Source organism: Pseudomonas putida (genome assembly GCF_028682175.1).
GTDB lineage: Bacteria > Pseudomonadota > Gammaproteobacteria > Pseudomonadales > Pseudomonadaceae > Aquipseudomonas > Aquipseudomonas putida_AD.
On record NZ_JANHKS010000005.1, the window covers coordinates 120,498 to 136,840 of the forward strand.

A 16,343-nucleotide genomic window follows, 5' to 3' on the forward strand; every position below is an offset into this window, starting at 1 on the left:
ATCATTCCTGAATACGGGCACAGAATAGGGTCAAATCGTCACGGCGGCTCTGTTCGGCCTGCCAGTCTGCCAGCGCGCGTTGCAAGGCCTCGCAGATCGCGGCGGATGGCTGGTGACGGTGTTGCAACAGGGTGTCGAACGCCTTGCGCTTGCCAAAGGCGATACGTTTCGGGCCGCCGATCTGGTCGGTCAGGCCGTCGGTGGTGATGAACATCAGGCTGCCATGTTGCATCGGCACCGGGGTCACACCCCATTGATAATCGAATTCGCTGGCCACGTAGCCCACGCCCATGCGCTGGCCGGCGATGGTCAGCAGTTGATCGGCGTCAGGGTGCAGCACATGCAGGGCCATGCGCGCGCCGGCGAAGTGCAGAATGCGGGTCGAGTTGTCGAACCAGAAGAACGAGGCGTCCAGCCCGTCGTCGGACTCCGGCGTGCCGTCCAGGCCGTTGACCTGCCCCAACTGTTCCTTGACGCTGCGGTTGACTGCCGACAGCAACTGGCCGGGGTCACGGGGCCCCAGTTGAGCCAGCGCCTGAGTCAGGGACGACGATGCGATCAGGGTCATGAAGGCGCCCGGCACACCATGGCCGGTGCAGTCCGCGATGGCGCCAAACCAGCCATCGGGGTAGGCGCAGAAGTGATAAAAGTCGCCACCCACTACATCACGGGGCTCCCACAACAGCGAGGCGTCGCCCAGGGTCGAGCTCAAGGCATCGCGGGACGCACGCAGCATGGCGCGCTGGATGACGCTGGCGTACTCGATGCTCTGCATCATCTGGCGATTTTTCTCGGCCTGCATCGCCGCCACCACCGCCATTAGCTCAAGCCCACTGCCAAGCCCGGCAAAGCGCCCGTTGCGGGTGACGATGAAACCGTCTGCCAGGGCCTTCTCGCCGGACTCGACGGTCTTGAACGTCAGCTCCTCGATGCTCATCTGCGCATCGACGACCAAAGGTTCCTTGTCCATGAAGGCGATGCAGCTTTTCTTGTCGTACAGTTCGCGATGAAACGGCTTACTCATCTGCGACAGGAAAATGTTGCGATTGATCAGGCCGATGGGGCGGTCGCCCTCGATTACCGCAAGGCACGCCATGTCACGCTGGGCGCTGAAGATTTCCATGACCCGGGTGTTGGTGCTGTCGGAGTCGATAGCCGGCACCTCGTTGCACAAATCGCCGGCACAACGATGATCCCTCGGCAACTTGGGCCGCATGAATGTGAAATGTTCTGCCTGCATGCTCGTACTACCGCGCCAGACGAAAGCGAGCACGTTAACAGGGTGATATTAAAGTGATGTTACAGAACAAAGCTGATAAACCCGATAAAAATCGAACTTCTAGCCTCCATCAGGCACTTGGTGTTAAATACGGCATCCGGGTCGACAGCGCTGACCCTTCACACATTCGCGACATCCTCAAGACCAGCAAATGGCGGTGGCCCCATGATTGAAGTGACCGAAGTTTCCATAGCCCGACTGCGCGAAGCGCTGGAGTCCGGCCAGACCACGGCGGTTGAACTGGTGCAGGCCTACCTCGCCCGGATCGACGCCTACGACGGCCCCCAGACCGCCACCGCCCTCAACGCCGTGGTGGTGCGCAACCCAGAGGCGCTCGAGGAAGCCCGGGCCTCGGACGCACGCCGCGCCAGGGGCCAGTTGCTCAGCCCGCTCGACGGCATTCCCTACACCGCCAAGGACAGCTATCTGGTCAAGGGCCTGACCGCCGCTTCCGGCAGCCCGGCCTTCGCCGATCTGGTTGCCCACCGCGACGCCTTCACCATCGAGCGCCTGCGCGCCGCCGGGGCGATCTGCCTGGGCAAGACCAACATGCCGCCCATGGCTAACGGCGGCATGCAGCGCGGTGTCTATGGCCGGGCGGAAAGCCCTTACAACGGCGAGTTTCTCACCGCACCCTTTGCCTCCGGCTCCTCCAATGGCGCTGGCACGGCAACGGCTGCAAGCTTTGCCGCGTTCGGCCTGGCCGAGGAAACCTGGTCGAGCGGCCGTGGCCCGGCGTCCAACAACGGCCTGTGCGCCTATACCCCGTCGCGCGGCGTGATCTCCGTGCGCGGCAACTGGCCGCTGACGCCGACCATGGACGTGGTCGTGCCGTTCGCGCGGACCATGGCCGACCTGCTGGAAGTGCTCGACGTGATCGTCGCCGAAGACCCGGACACCCGCGGCGACCTCTGGCGCCTGCAACCCTGGGTGCCGATTCCACCGGTTTCACAGGTGCGCCCCGCTTCCTACGCCGAACTGGCTGCGCAACCTGGCGCCCTCACAGGCAAACGCCTGGGCGTGCCGCGCATGTACATCAATGCCGACCTTGAAGCGGGCACCAGCGAAGCACCGGGCATTGGCGGCCCGACCGGGCAACGCATCAACACCCGCCCGAGCGTGATCGGCTTGTGGGAACAGGCCCGCAAGGCCCTGCAAGCCTCTGGCGCAGAAGTGGTCGAGGTGGATTTCCCGCTGGTGTCCAATTGCGAAGGCGATCGCCCCGGCGCCCCGACCGTGTTCAACCGCGGCATCGTCTCCAAGGAATTCCTGCACCATGAGCTGTGGGACCTGACCGCCTGGGCGTTCGACGATTTCCTGCAGGCCAACGGCGACCCGAAACTCTACCGCCTGGTGGACGTCGACGGCCCGAAAATCTTCCCCCACGACCCCGGTACCCTGCCCAATCGCGAGGGCGACCTGGCCGCCGGCATGGACGAATACGTGCGCATGGCCGAACGCGGCATCACCCCCTGGAACGAGATCGATACCCTGGCCGACGGCCTGCGCGGCCTTGAAAAAACCCGGCGCATGGACCTGGAAGAATGGATGGACCGGCTGGGACTCGACGCCGTGCTGTTCCCCACCGTGGCTGACGTAGCCCCCGCCAATGCCGATATTGATCCGCAATCCGCCGATATCGCCTGGAGCAACGGTGTTTGGGTGGCCAACGGCAACCTCGCCATTCGTCACCTGGGTGTGCCCACGGTCACCGTGCCGATGGGCGTGATGCCTGACATCGGCATGCCAGTGGGCCTGACGTTCGCTGGCCGCGCCTATGACGACTCCAGCCTGCTGCGCCTGGCGTCGGCATTCGAAGCCACCGGCAGCAAGCGCCAGGTGCCGCCGCTCACTCCGCCGCTGTCCGCGAAGTAACTGTCCAATCTGAAAGCGGGCATGCACCTAGGTGCTATTGCCCGCTGCCTCTGCACATGTGACATTCCCCGCACTTCCCCACCGTCATCAAGAACGGACCTGCCTGAAAGAGGACCTGCATATGCTTCTGCACCTGTCGACCTGGCGCGAGATCGAGCAATACCTGACCCGCAGCCGCACCATCGTCGTGCCCATCGGCTCGAACGAGCAACATGGCCCCACCGGCCTGCTCGGCACCGACTGGATGTGCCCGCAGATCATCGCTGAAGAAGCAGCAAAAAACGCCGACATCCTGGTTGCGCCGACCTTCAACATCGGCATGGCCCAGCACCACCTGGGTTTCCCTGGCACCATCTCCCTGCGCCCCTCGACCTTCATCGCCGCCATCGGTGACTGGGTACGCTCCCTGGCCGGACATGGCTTCGAAAAGATCCTGTTCCTCAACGGCCACGGCGGCAACATTGCCTCGATTGAAGCGGCATTCTCGGAACTGTACGCCGAAGCCAGCTTCGCCCGTCGTCCCGCAGGTTTCGCCCTGAAGCTCTGCAACTGGTGGGACCTGGAAGGCGTGACCCGCCTGGCCAACGAGCAATTCCCCACCGGCCACGGCAGTCACGCCACGCCATCGGAAATCGCCGTGACCCAGTGGGCGTATCCGGAGTCGATCAAGTCGGCGCCCTACTCCCCACAAATCGCCCCCACAGGCCCGATCCGCGAAGCGAAGGATTTCCGCGCACGCTTCCCTGACGGCCGCATGGGCTCGGACCCGGCTCTGGCGACCCCGGAAAAAGGTGGTGAACTGGTAAGCCTTGCCGCCCAAGGCCTGGTCAAGGCGCTGGATGCGTTCAGCCGGGAAGAAATGCCGGGCTAGTGTGCATGTCTGCCACTGACGGCCGGGAACGTCCGACCGTCAGGGGTTGAGGCGCTTGAGTGCGTCACGCAGTTCCGAATCGTTGCCACCCAGCGCGCTGGTGGCAATGGCCGCGTTGCGCAGCAGGATCGAGGCGGCGTGTTCGATATGCTCTTTGAGCAATCGATCGGATGGCCCGGACAAGGTCAACGCCCCTTTCAATTCAAAGCCCATCGCGAATACCGGCACAGACACCGCGCTGGTTTCCGGATCACGCTCGCCGAACGAGCAGGCCCAGAAACGCTCGCGAACTTCGGCCAGGGCCGGGTCGGCGTTGCGCGAGAACGCCCGAAGAATCTTGCCCGATGCTCCGGCCTGCAACGGAAAACGCGCGCCTTCAAGCACCGACACCCGCACCGCACGTTTGGGCTCGACGCGAAACAGCACCACGCGGCTGCCATTTTCCTGCACATAGAACGAAGAGGTTTCGCCGCTTTCCTCGGCGATGGATTCCAGCAACGGATGAATGACGTCACGCAAGCGAAATGACGTCTGGTACAGCTGCGACAGGCGCAACGGCTCGGGCCCCACCGAATAGCGACCGTCGCTGAGTCGGCGAACGAAACCGGCCTTTTCCAGTGAAGCGATGAGCCTGAGGATGGTGCTTTTATACAGCCCGGTGCGCCTGGAAATTTCCGCCAGGGTCAGGCAATCCTGCTCGATGTTGAAGGCCGCCAGGATGGCGAATGCACGGTCGACGGCCGCCACACCGCCTTCTGCTTGAGCGGCCTGCTCGGAAGGGTTTTTCTCGGATTCGGTATTCATAGACACTCATTGTCGATTCATCGCTCGCCGGCGACAGCTGCCTTGGGCCTTGCTGTCGCCTGCAAGACAATATCAGAGGCGCAGGATACCTTCCGCAAAAAGTACAGGTGCAAAAAACGCGACCCGCCCTCACGCCTCTTTCAGGAAGAACCGCAGCGAGAGCACCATCGCCGCCGCCACGAACATGATGCAGCCCATTGCCATCAGGCCCGCGGTGAAAGAGCCGGTGTAGTCCTTGAGGAAGCCCATCAGGTACGGCCCGACAAATCCGCCAAAGGCGCCAATCGAGTTGATCAGCGCGATCCCGCCTGCGGCGGCCTGGCCACGCAGGAACTTGCCCGGCAATGTGTAGAAAATGGTTTTACCGGCAATGGTGCCGACCAGCGCCATCGTGATACCGGCCAGCGCCGGAACCAGCGCGTTCATCTGCAGCGCCAGAATCAACGCCACGCCTGCCAGCAGCATGGCCAGGGTCAGGTTCAAAATGCCTTTGCCGGTACGGTCCACATGTTTGGCCCAGACCAGCAACGCCACCGTGGCGAAGAAATAAGGAATCGCCGCCACCCAGCCGATCATGCTGACTTCGACGCCATGGGCCTTGAGCATCTGCGGCAACCAGATGCCGATGCCGTAGGAGCCCAAGGTAAAGCTGAAGGTGATCGAACTGAGAATCCACACCCGTGGATCTTTCAAGGCCGCCTTGAAGCCATGACTGTGCTGCCCTTTGCTCTGTTCATCCGCCAGCATGCCGGTCAACACCTGACGTTCGTCGGCGGTGAGCCACTTGGCCTCTGCCGGATGGTTGGTCAGCACCTTCAGGGTAATCAACCCGAGAATACAGGCTGGCACACCCTCGATCAGAAACATCCATTGCCAGCCGGCCAGGCCCAGCATGCCGTGCATCTGCAGCAGCCAGATGGACAGCGGCCCGCCTACCAGAAACGAAATGGGCGTCGCCACGGTGAACCAGGCCAGTACTCGGGTACGGTACTGCGCCGGAAACCACAGGGTCAGGAAGAAGATCACCCCGGGGAAAAAGCCGGCCTCGGCGATGCCCAGAATCAACCTCACTGCATAAAAGCTGTAAGGCCCGACGATCATCGCCGTCGCCGCTGCAGCCAGGCCCCAGGTAATCATGATCCGCGCCATCCACAGCCGCGCGCCGAAGCGATACATCGCAAGGTTGCTCGGCACCTCGCACAGGCAATAGCCGAAGAACATGATGCCCGCACCAAGGCCGAACTGGGTGGCGGTCAAACCAAGCTGCTCGGTCATCTGCAGGGCGGCGTAGCCAACGCTGGTACGGTCCAGATAGTTGAAAAAGTAAGCCAGTGCCAACAACGGAATCAGTCGCCAGGCAGCCTTGTGCAGTACGCGGGTCTGCTCGCTGTCGAGTGGTCGCACAGCGCTGGCGTCGTTGCCGTGCGGGGTAGTCGTGACAATCGCCATGACCGCTTTCCTCTGTATTTATTGTTGTAGGACTGACGGCACATGGCCGTCAGCGAATGGAATCTGGCGTCCGTTCCGGGGTGGCTCAGCGAACGATGCCTCGCTCGCGCAACGCGTCGATATCCCCCGACGCATAGCCCATCTGTTCAAGCAACTCGGCAGAGTGGCTGCCCAGCTGTGGCACATTCAGGCGCGTGTCGAACCTGCGGCCATTCATTTCGAACGGCAACATAGGCACCTTGACCGCTTCGCCGTTTTCCAGCTTCAGATGCGCCAGCCCACCGGACTCATTCAGGTGTCGGTCATCGAACAGATCCTGGGGGCGCTGGATCGGAGAAAACGGCAGCCCGGCCTGTTCACACATCGCCATGACTTCCTGTTTGCCCAGCGTCGCAAGGCGCGCCCGGACCTGCGGCAGAATCTTGCTTCGGGCCTGCACCCGCTGGGTGTTCTTGGCCAATTGCGGATCGCTCCCCAACTCCTGGAAGCCGAAGCTCTGGCAGAAACTCAACCATTGGCTGTCGCTGACCACCCCCATGAATACCTGCTCGTCGCCCAGGGTGTCGAACACGTCATAGATGGCCCATGCCGACAAGCGACTGGGCATCGGCGCTGCGGGTTTGCCTGTGGTCGCCATCTGCATCATGTGCTGGCCGACCAGGAACGCGGAGTTCTCGAACAATCCGGTCTGCACGAACTGTCCTTGCGCCGTATCCTTGCGTTGCAGCAGTGCGGCCAGGATGGAGATGGCACTGAACATCCCGCCCATCACATCGTTGACCGAGGCGCCGGCCCGCAGCGGACGCCCTTCGGGCCCGGTCATGTAGGCCAGGCCAGTCATCATCTGCACCACTTCGTCCAGTGCCGTGCGTTGCTCATAGGGCCCCGGCAGGAAGCCCTTCATCGAGCTGTAGATGATGTCGGGCTTGATGGCCTTGACTTGCTCGTACCCCAGGCCGAGTTTCTCCATGGCACCCGGACGGAAATTCTCGGTTACCACGTCGGCGCTTTCGATGAGTTTGCGCACCGCCGCCATGCCTTCTTCGGTCTTGATGTCGACGGCGAAGCTTTTCTTGTTGCGGTTATAGGTCATCCAGTAGCCCGCTCCGGAGCCAGTCAGGCGCCGGGTGTTGTCGCCTTCGGGCACCGGCTCGACCTTGATCACTTCCGCGCCCAGGTCCGCGAGAACCAGGCCACAGGTGGGGCCCATGACCATGTGCACGAACTCCACGACACGCACGCCGGCCAGCGGCAGTGCCTGGAGCTGTTCATTGAGCAGGGTCATTGCGCACCTCCTGCGTAGTGAAAGTTCTTGCCCACCCCGGCGTCGGGAATGAAGCCGTACAACGGCTCGCCAGGCAGCCCCTCGATCAGCCACTGGCGGGCGGCGACCAGCCGGTCGATATCAACGCCCGTGCGCAGGCCCATGGATTCGAGCAGGTACACCAGATCCTCGGTCACGATATTGCCCGACGCCCCCGGCGCGTAAGGACAACCCCCGATCCCACCCTGGGAGGCATCGATGGTGGTGACGCCGACATCCAGGGCCGCCACCACGTTCGCGAGGCCCTGCCCGCGGGTGTTGTGAAAATGCGCACTGCCGGCCTTGGCGCCGATTTCGTTGCGCAGCCGGGTGAACACGCGGCGCACCTGAGCCGGATTGGCGTAGCCGACGGTGTCAGCCAGCCCTACCTCATCAACCCCCAACTCGACCATGGTCAGGGCCATGCGCAGCACATCATCTTCCGGCACTTCGCCCTGGATGGTGCAGCCGAACACCGTGGACAGGCCGGACTCGACTTCAACGCGGGGAAAGCGCTCGTTGCGCAGCGCCAGCACCGCGCGCACTTCGTCATACACCTGTTGGTGAGTCTTGCGAATGTTCGCCAGCGAATGCGGCTCACTGACGGAAATGGGCATGGTGATCTTCTGCACGCCCGCATTGAAGGCGGCTTCGGCGCCCTTCAGGTTCGGCACCAGGGCCGTGACGAATACGTCAGGCCGCTGGCGCAGGTGGGCGACCAGCTCGGCGGCATCGGCCATTTGCGGCAGCAGCTTGGGCGATACGAAGGAGCCGACCTCGATTTCCCGCAGGCCGGCATCTGCCAGCGCGGTCAGCCACTTGAGCTTGAGGGCCGTGGGCATCGTTGCACTGACGCTCTGCAATCCGTCTCGGGGACCCACCTCGCTGATGAGGATGTCCAGGTTGTTTTTATGGTTCATCGCCGGTCTCCGGGTGTAGAAATACAGTCGTTCTATCTGACAGAACATCGTTCTAAATAAAGAATGGACCGGTCTTTTGCTGATGTCAACGACACTGATCGGAAGCCCGGAGGTTAGCGCGGGGCGTGCCCTTATGAATTCTCTCCGGGGAACATTACTCAGATGCGGACGGGTTGACAGTCCGAGAAAATCAGTCGACATTTGTTCTATCAGTAAACACAACGTTCTATTAGACAGAACAATAACAACATAGCGAAAAGGCTTCTTCCGCTCCAAGATGGGGAGATTGCCTGTTCGTCCTGTAGGAGCTGATCCTGTGAGTTTGTATGCCCCGCCTCGTGATTTGCCGACGCGCGTGTTCACCACGCTCCCGGACCATCTTTGCAAAGACGGCGACTCGGACTGGGTTCGAGCCAACAAGCCCGGGCAAAAGGTCAAAAGCTTTCTGGAGGGCCCGTCCTTCGATCGGCAGGGCAATCTCTACGTCACCGACATTCCCTACGGCCGCATCCTGCGTATCGATCCCCAGGGCAACTGGACGCTGGTGGCGCAGTACGATGGCTGGCCCAATGGCCTGAAGATCCATCGCGACGGTCGCATCTTCATCGCCGACTACAAGCTGGGCATCCTCATCCTGGACCCTGACACAGGCCAGGTTTCGCCGTTTCTGACCCATAGCCGCAGCGAAGGCTTCAAAGGCGTCAACGATCTGTTCTTCGACGCCGCAGGCAAGCTCTACTTCACCGATCAGGGCCAGACCGGCCAGCAGGATCCGACTGGCCGTGTGTACGCCTATGACCTTGAAAGGCAAATCCTCACCCGCCTTATCGACAACGGTCCAAGCCCCAACGGCCTGGTGATGGACCTGGCGCAGAATGCGCTGTTCGTGGCGATGACCCGTGGCAATGCAGTCTGGCGCCTGCCGATTCAGTCCGACGGCGGCACCAGCAAGGTAGGCATTTTTACCGCCATGGCCGGTGGTGTCAGCGGTGCCGACGGCATGGCCCTGGACTCTCAGGGCAACCTCTATGTCTGCGACGCCGGCAACGGCTGCGTGTGGGTGTTCGACCCACATGCCGTGCCTCTGTATCGCATTCGCTCCTGCACCCAGGGCCGCACCCTGACCAACCTGGCCTTCGGTGGCGAGGGCAATCGACAATTGTTCATCACCGACTCCTCGACCGGCTCGATCCTGGTCGCCGACCTTGAACACAGCGGCCAGCCGATGTTCTCCCACAGCTAGCGACCTGATCTGCCGAACCCTGTGTGCGCCGCGCACGGGCTTCGCTCGCCTTTGACAAAGCGGGCCACCAGCGCCCGCCCCTTACAAAATCAATAAAAGGGACACCCATGTTGATCTTTCTGAGCTACGCCATGATCGCCTGCTTCATGTACCTGATCATGAGCAAACGCCTTTCGCCGCTGGTCGCGCTGCTCCTGGTGCCCATCGTCTTCGGTTGTCTGGGCGGTTTCGCCACGCAACTGGGCGCGATGATGTACGACGGCGTGAAGATGCTCGCTCCCACGGGCATCATGCTGACGTTCGCGATCCTGTACTTCTGCATGATGACCGACGCGGGCCTGTTCAACCCGTTGATCAAAGTGCTGCTGCGGCTGGTCAAGGGCGATCCACGCAAGATTGTCACAGGCACCGCCGTGCTCGGCCTGTGCGTAGGCCTGGACGGTGACGGCGCGACCACCTACATCATCGCCACCGCAGCTTTCCTGCCCCTCTACCGCCTGACAGGCATCCGGTTGCAGGTCATGGCTACAGTGTTGCTGCTGTCGATCGGGGTGATGAATATCCTGCCCTGGGCCGGACCGTTTTCCCGGGCCGCCAGCGCCATGCACGTCGACATCACCGAGCTGTTTCTGCAGATGGTCCCTATCATGATCGCCGGTGGCGTCTGGGTGATTTTTGCCGCGTGGTGGCTGGGTCGCATGGAATATCGACGCCTGGGCATCGTCAGCGTCAGCGAGCAACAGCTGCTGGAAGGTTATGCACACATTCGCCTGAGCGACCCGAAATTCCTGTTCAACGTCGTGCTGACCCTCGCGCTCATCACCAGCATGATGCTCAACCTGATGCCGCTGCCGATTCTGTTCATGGTCGCATTCGGCCTGGCGTGCCTGATCAATTACCCGACGCTCAAACAACAGAAGGAAGTCATCGGTCGCCATGCCGACAACGTCATGGCCGTGACGTTACTGATCTTCGCCGCAGGCATTTTCGTCGGCATCATGGGCGGCACCGGGATGACCAAGGCGATCTCCGACAACCTCATCACCCTGCTGCCGCAGCAGGCAGGGCACTGCATGTCGGTGATTACCGCATTGCTGAGCATGCCCTTCACCTACGTGCTGACCAACGATGCCTTCTACTTCGGCGTGCTGCCGATCCTGGCGCAGACCGCCGCGCATTACGGCATCGGCCCCAATGAAATGGCCATCGCCTCGCTGATCGGCCAGCCGGTGCACCTGCTCAGCCCACTGGTGGCCTCGACTTATCTTCTGTGTGGCCTGCTGGACATCGACTACGGCGACAACCAGCGGGTGTCACTGAAATGGACCTTCGGCACGGTGCTGGTGATGCTGGCTGCAGCGATCGGCGTCGGCGCAATTACCGTGTTCAATTGAATCGGGGCCGGGGCTATGACAGCGGTCCCGTCACCCGGCCACGCCGTCCAGCTCCGCCAGCAGCCCGGGCGGAATCTCCAACCCGGCAGCGCTTGAGTTCTCACGCAGGTGCGCCACCGATGACGTGCCCGGAATCAGCAGGATGTTGGGTGAGCGTTGCAGCAGCCAGGCCAGTGCCACGCACAGCTGCGACGCGCCCATGCGGCTTGCGACGCTGGCCAGCACCTGGGATTGCAGCGGGGTGAAGCCACCCAGCGGAAAGAACGGCACGTAGGCGATGCCCTGCCTGGCCAGTTCGGCAATCAATGACTCGTCGTCGCGATGGGACAGGTTGTAGTGGTTCTGCACGCAGACGACCCTGGCGATACCCTGAGCCTCTTTCAACTGCGCAGATGTCACGTTACTCAACCCCAGATGGCGGATCAGCCCCTGATGTTGCAACTCGGCCAGCGCAGTGAACGACTCCTCGATGGACTCCTCTCCCGGCGAATGCATGTTGCCCCATGCCCGCAGATTGACCACGTCCAGTACATCCAGCCCCAGGTTGCGCAGGTTGTCATGCACCGCTTGCGTCAATTCGGCCGGGCTGTGGGCCGGATTCCATGAAGCGTCGTCGCCGCGCCGGGCGCCGACCTTGGTGACCAGGGTCAGGTCGTCGGCATAGGGGTGCAGGGCCTGGCGAATCAGGCGATTGGTGACGTGGGGGCCATAGAAATCCGAGGTGTCGATGTGGTTCACGCCCAGGGCCACGGCTTCACGCAGCACCGCGACGGCGGCATCGGGGTCCTTGGGCGGGCCGAACACGCCGGGGCCAGCCAGTTGCATCGCGCCGTAACCCAGACGATTGACGATCCGGTCGCCAATGGAAAACGTACCTGCCTTGCTGGCTTCGCTCATGTCGGTTGCCTCCTGAAAGTGAGTTCGATCACTTTAGACGTTGACCACTGCATTGATAATCAGGTGCAATCGGCACAGGCTGTACGAAAATTCGAACAATGGCATCGGACAATGGCAGCAGACATTCAGGATTTGTTGGCCTTCGTGGCCGTGGTCAAAGCGGGCGGCTTTCGCGAAGGTGCCCGCGCCAGCGGCAAATCGGCTTCCAGCCTGAGTGACGCGCTGCGCCGGCTGGAAGCGAGCCTGGGCGTGCGCCTGCTCAACCGCACCACCCGCAGCGTGGTGCCGACCGAAGCGGGCACGCGCTTGATGGAGCGTATCGTTCCGGCGCTGGGCGAAGTGGAGTCGGCGCTGGACGTGGTCAACGACTTTCGCGACCGCCCCTCCGGCACACTCAAACTCAACGTTCCGGCCAGCGCGGCGCGGCTGGTATTGCCGGGCATCATCACGCCCTTCCTCAAGGCTCATCCCGATATCCGTCTGGAAATCACCGTCGAGGAAAGCTTCGTCGATATGCTCGCCGCAGGCTGCGACGCGGGCATCCGCTACGACGAGCGCCTGGAACAGGACATGATCGCCGTGCCCATCGGGCCGCGGTGGCAGCGCTTCGCCACCGCGGCCGCACCGGGCTACCTTGACGCCCGGGGCCGGCCCGCCCATCCGGTCGAGCTGCTCGAACACGCGTGCCTGCGTGGCAAGTTCGCCAGCGGCAACATGCCGGTCTGGGAATACGAGCGTGACGGCCAGGTGATCCGCGTCGATCCTGCCGGGCCGCTGCTGGTCAACATCGCAGGCGGCGTCGATCTGGCGGTGCAGGCGGCGGTGGACGGACTGGGCGTGGTCCATCTGTTCGAAGACTGGCTGCGCCCGCATCTGGAGAGCGGCGCGCTGGAGCCGATCCTGGAGCCCTGGTGGCAGAATTTCAGCGGGCCGTTTCTGTATTACCCGGGGCGGCGCTATTTGCCATCGCCGCTGCGGGCGTTCGTGGAGTTCATCAAGGCGACAAGCCACCCGTAGGTTCGGCTCGCGTGTGCAGCAGCTCTGCCGAAACATGGGGCTTGTGGTGAACCGACATCCGCTGGGCAATAATGCAGGGCGTTTTCGCCTGTTCGTCCATAAGGAATCACCGTGTCGTCGAGTGCCTCCCCCACTCCCCCGTCCACCGGGCCTTTGCTGGAAACCCGGCGCCTGGGCCGCCTTGATCCGGGCGGCGTGGTCGAACTGCTCAAGCCCACGGACTTTGTCCTGACGCCCGGCGCACAAATCGCGATCACCGGCGCATCCGGCTCGGGCAAGAGCGTTTTCCTGCGAGCCCTGGCACTGCTCGACGCACCCGCCACCGGCCAGATGCTGTGGCACGGCAAGCCGATTCCCAGTGAGATGATTCCCCATTACCGCACCTGCGTGTCGTACCTCGCGCAACGCCCGGCGCTGGTCGAGGGATCGGTACTGGACAACCTGCAATTTCCCTACACCCTCAAGAGCCTGCGCCAGCGCCGCTTCAATCTGCCGAAAGCCACTGAACTGCTGGCCCAGGCGGGCAAGGAACCTGCGTTTCTGCAAAAGAGCGCGCAGGACCTGTCAGGCGGCGAGTCGCAGATCGTCGCGCTGGTCCGCACCCTGCAACTGGAACCGCAGGTGATGCTGTTCGATGAACCGACCTCGGCGCTGGACCCGCAATCGGCATCCGCCGTCGAGCATCTGGTGCGTCACTGGTTCGATGCGGACACATCACGGGCCTATATCTGGGTGTCTCACGACCCCGCGCAGGCGCGGCGCATGAGCACCCGCCACCTGACGATGGACAAGGGTGTGCTGCAACTGGAGCCGCAGCGATGAACTATCAGAACCTCTCCGCTTTCGATCTGTGCATCGCCGCCTCGCTGATCCTCATCAACGGCGCACTGTCAGTGCTGCTCAAGCTCGATCTGGAACGCAAGCTGCTCTGGGCCTCGGTGCGCACGGTGGTGCAATTGCTGGCCGTCGGTTACCTGCTGGGCTGGGTGTTCGCCAATGCCCGCTGGTACGTGGTGCTGCCACTGATGTGCCTGATGACGCTGATCGCCGGTGTCTCAGCCGCAGGCCGGGGCAAGCGCACCTACGCCGGGCAACTGGTCGACAGCGTGATGGCGGTGTGGAGCAGTTCGTGGCTGGTCAGCGCCATCGGGCTGTTCGTGATTATCCGCATCCGCCCCTGGTACGAACCGCAATACGCGATTCCGATCCTGGGGATGATCCTGGGCAACACCCTGACGGCGGTGTCGCTGGGCATCGAGCGCATGACCTCGGAACTCACCTCGGGGCGCAACACCATCGAGATGATCCTGGCCCTGGGCGGCACCCGCTGGGAGGCGGCGCAATCGGCGGCCCGGCAGGCGGTGCGGGCCGGGATGATGCCGACGCTGAACCAGATGACTGTGGTCGGTATCGTCAGCCTGCCAGGCATGATGACCGGTCAGGTGCTGGCCGGGGAAAACCCGGTGGACGCCGTGCGCTACCAGATCGTGATCATGTTCCTGATTGCCGCAGGCTCGGCCCTGGGCACCGTGGGCGCGGTCATGCTGACCTTTCGCCGGCTGTTCTCGGCCGATCACCGGTTCATGATCCACAAGCTGGTGGCCCGATGAGCATCAACTTCGACCTCAATGACCTGCAGGCCTTTCGCGCGGTGGTGGAGAACGGCAGCTTCCGCAAGGCAGCCGACGCGATCCGCATCACCCAGCCGGCGCTCAGCCGTCGTATCGAAAAACTCGAATCGGCGCTCAACGTGAAACTGTTCGAGCGCACCACGCGCAAGGTCAGCCTGACCAGCGTGGGCCTTGCATTTCTGCCTCAGGTCGAACGCATGCTCGACGATCTGGACATCGCCCTGATGAGCATCAGCGAAGTGGCGTCCACCCGCCTGGGCAACGTGACCATCGCCTGCGTGCCGTCGGCAGCGTACTACTTCATGCCCCAAGTCATCAGCGCGTTTCACCGTCTGTATCCGAAGATCAGGGTCAGGGTGCTCGACGCCAGCGCCAACGAGGTCAACAGCGCCGTGGCGTCGGGCGATGCGGATTTTGGCGTGAGTTTCAGTGGCACCCTGGCCGCCGAAGTGGATTTCGAACTGTTGCTGCAGGAACGCTACGTCGTCGCCTGCCGCCGGGATCATCCACTGGCGAGCCGCGAACAGGTCAGTTGGGAGGAGATGTACGAGCACGACTACATCAGCCTCGACAAGACCTCGGGCAACCGCCTGGTGCTGGATCAGGCCTTGATGCGCCTGCATCCGAAGAGGCCGAGCATCTGCGAGACACGTCATGTCACGACAATGATCGGCCTGGTGGAAGCGGGTCTGGGGGTGGCGGCGGTGCCGTCGATTGCAATGCCGGCGGCGCCTCACCCGATCCTGGTGAGCGTGCCGCTGATCGAACCCGAAGTGCTGCGCAACGTCGGGCTGATCAAGCGCCGCGGACGTACCCTGACGCCCGCGGCTATCGAACTGGAAAGACTGGTCAGGGACATGCCGATCCGATCAGCGGGGCACTGAGTCCAGCCCCGTGGCCTGAACCACCGGCTGCGCCTTGGGTGATGCCAGGTATTCTAGCAACGCCCTGGCCTGCTGCGGGTGCTCGGCATTGCTCGGAATGCCGGCGGCGAAGCGGGTCACGGACTGGACGTTTTCCGGAAGCTTGCCGACGTAGGTCACGCCCGGCACCGGCAGCAATTCGGAAACCTGCTGCAAGCCCACTTCGTATTCGCCATTGGCAACGACCGAGGCCACTGGAATGCGCTCGATCATCTTGCCCTTGGGTCCGGCCTGATCCTGGATGCCCAGTTTCCTGAACAGCTCTTTCTCGACGTACACCCCGCTGGCGCTGTCGGAATAGGCGACGGACCGGGCCTTGAGCAGCACCTCCTTGAGCTGGGCATCGGTGCCAATGGCAGGCTTGGCTGCGCCCTGCCTGACCACCAGGCCGATCCGCGAGTCGGCCAGCTCCACCCGGGAGGCCGGATCGACCTTGCCTTGCTTGATCAATTCATCCAGCGCATAACCGACCATGATCACCACATCGGCGTGCTCGCCCCGGGCCAGTCGGTTGGGAATCGCTTCAGGGGCCTTGCCCATCGACGGGCCGAGGATGGTTTGCAAGGTGTCGCCGCTTTCGGCCGCGTATTGCGGGCCGAGTTGTTTATAGGCAGCGGTGAAGCCGCCAGAGGTCATCACCTTGAGTTCCTCGGCCTGAGCGAACGGGCTCAACGCCAGGCAGCCCAGACTCCACGCAGCCAGGTGTTTGAACAGTGCATTCATGACAAATCCTTATT

15 protein-coding genes are annotated in these 16,343 nt (G+C 62.7%); 8 read left to right on the forward strand and 7 right to left on the reverse strand.

All coding sequences use genetic code 11. From position 1 onward, the window contains the following. Position 1: 1 nt before the first annotated feature. Positions 2-1,216, reverse strand: a complete 1,215-nt coding sequence (locus NPS29_RS05840) for a SpoIIE family protein phosphatase (RefSeq protein ID WP_274131424.1) — start codon at positions 1,214-1,216, stop codon at positions 2-4. Between the two features lie 228 nt (positions 1,217-1,444). Between NPS29_RS05840 and NPS29_RS05845 the strand changes: the two genes are divergently transcribed. Both NPS29_RS05845 and NPS29_RS05850 read left to right on the forward strand, forming a co-directional pair. Continuing rightward, entirely contained in the window at positions 1,445-3,154 is a 1,710-nt protein-coding gene (locus NPS29_RS05845) for an amidase (protein WP_274131308.1), read from the forward strand. A 121-nt stretch (positions 3,155-3,275) separates the two neighbouring features. Continuing rightward, positions 3,276-4,025, forward strand: a complete 750-nt coding sequence (locus NPS29_RS05850; RefSeq protein WP_274131309.1) for a creatininase family protein — start codon at positions 3,276-3,278, stop codon at positions 4,023-4,025. 39 nt (positions 4,026-4,064) lie between these two features. Here the strand turns inward: NPS29_RS05850 and NPS29_RS05855 are convergent, their stop codons facing one another. The 4 genes from NPS29_RS05855 to NPS29_RS05870 all read right to left on the reverse strand — a co-directional run bounded on the left by NPS29_RS05855 (position 4,065) and on the right by NPS29_RS05870 (position 8,501). Beyond that, a complete protein-coding gene (locus NPS29_RS05855; protein ID WP_274131310.1) occupies positions 4,065-4,829 on the reverse strand; it encodes an IclR family transcriptional regulator in 765 nt (254 codons plus the stop codon). A gap of 129 nt (positions 4,830-4,958) precedes the next feature. After that, a complete protein-coding gene (locus NPS29_RS05860; RefSeq protein WP_274131311.1) occupies positions 4,959-6,278 on the reverse strand; it encodes an MFS transporter in 1,320 nt (439 codons plus the stop codon). An 85-nt stretch (positions 6,279-6,363) separates the two neighbouring features. Beyond that, positions 6,364-7,563: a CaiB/BaiF CoA transferase family protein gene (locus tag NPS29_RS05865; RefSeq protein ID WP_274131312.1), complete on the reverse strand. Its 1,200-nt coding sequence runs from the start codon at positions 7,561-7,563 to the stop codon at positions 6,364-6,366. Next, positions 7,560-8,501, reverse strand: coding sequence for a hydroxymethylglutaryl-CoA lyase (locus NPS29_RS05870; protein ID WP_274131313.1), 942 nt, complete (start codon positions 8,499-8,501; stop codon positions 7,560-7,562). Before NPS29_RS05870 ends, NPS29_RS05865 begins: the two co-directional genes overlap by 4 nt. Positions 8,502-8,817: 316 nt before the next feature. Between NPS29_RS05870 and NPS29_RS05875 the strand changes: the two genes are divergently transcribed. Continuing rightward, a complete protein-coding gene (locus tag NPS29_RS05875) occupies positions 8,818-9,744 on the forward strand; it encodes an SMP-30/gluconolactonase/LRE family protein (protein WP_274131314.1) in 927 nt (308 codons plus the stop codon). A gap of 107 nt (positions 9,745-9,851) precedes the next feature. Further along, entirely contained in the window at positions 9,852-11,138 is a 1,287-nt protein-coding gene (locus tag NPS29_RS05880; protein ID WP_274131316.1) for a CitMHS family transporter, read from the forward strand. A gap of 30 nt (positions 11,139-11,168) precedes the next feature. Here the strand turns inward: NPS29_RS05880 and NPS29_RS05885 are convergent, their stop codons facing one another. Then, positions 11,169-12,035, reverse strand: coding sequence for an aldo/keto reductase family oxidoreductase (locus NPS29_RS05885; RefSeq protein WP_274131317.1), 867 nt, complete (start codon positions 12,033-12,035; stop codon positions 11,169-11,171). A 111-nt stretch (positions 12,036-12,146) separates the two neighbouring features. Between NPS29_RS05885 and NPS29_RS05890 the strand changes: the two genes are divergently transcribed. The 4 genes from NPS29_RS05890 to NPS29_RS05905 all read left to right on the forward strand — a co-directional run bounded on the left by NPS29_RS05890 (position 12,147) and on the right by NPS29_RS05905 (position 15,567). Next, positions 12,147-13,052, forward strand: a complete 906-nt coding sequence (locus NPS29_RS05890; protein WP_274131318.1) for a LysR family transcriptional regulator — start codon at positions 12,147-12,149, stop codon at positions 13,050-13,052. Positions 13,053-13,163: 111 nt separating this feature from the next. Beyond that, positions 13,164-13,874, forward strand: coding sequence for an ABC transporter ATP-binding protein (locus NPS29_RS05895; protein ID WP_274131319.1), 711 nt, complete (start codon positions 13,164-13,166; stop codon positions 13,872-13,874). Continuing rightward, positions 13,871-14,662: an ABC transporter permease gene (locus tag NPS29_RS05900; RefSeq protein WP_274131320.1), complete on the forward strand. Its 792-nt coding sequence runs from the start codon at positions 13,871-13,873 to the stop codon at positions 14,660-14,662. The genes NPS29_RS05895 and NPS29_RS05900 overlap by 4 nt, the downstream gene beginning before the upstream one ends. Beyond that, on the forward strand, positions 14,659-15,567 hold the full coding sequence (locus NPS29_RS05905) for a LysR family transcriptional regulator (protein ID WP_274131321.1): 909 nt from the start codon (positions 14,659-14,661) through the stop codon (positions 15,565-15,567). Before NPS29_RS05900 ends, NPS29_RS05905 begins: the two co-directional genes overlap by 4 nt. Here NPS29_RS05905 and NPS29_RS05910 read toward each other — a convergent pair. Continuing rightward, positions 15,553-16,329, reverse strand: coding sequence for a substrate-binding domain-containing protein (locus tag NPS29_RS05910; protein WP_274131322.1), 777 nt, complete (start codon positions 16,327-16,329; stop codon positions 15,553-15,555). The two genes, NPS29_RS05905 and NPS29_RS05910, sit on opposite strands and share 15 nt — an antisense overlap. Positions 16,330-16,343 lie beyond the last annotated feature (14 nt).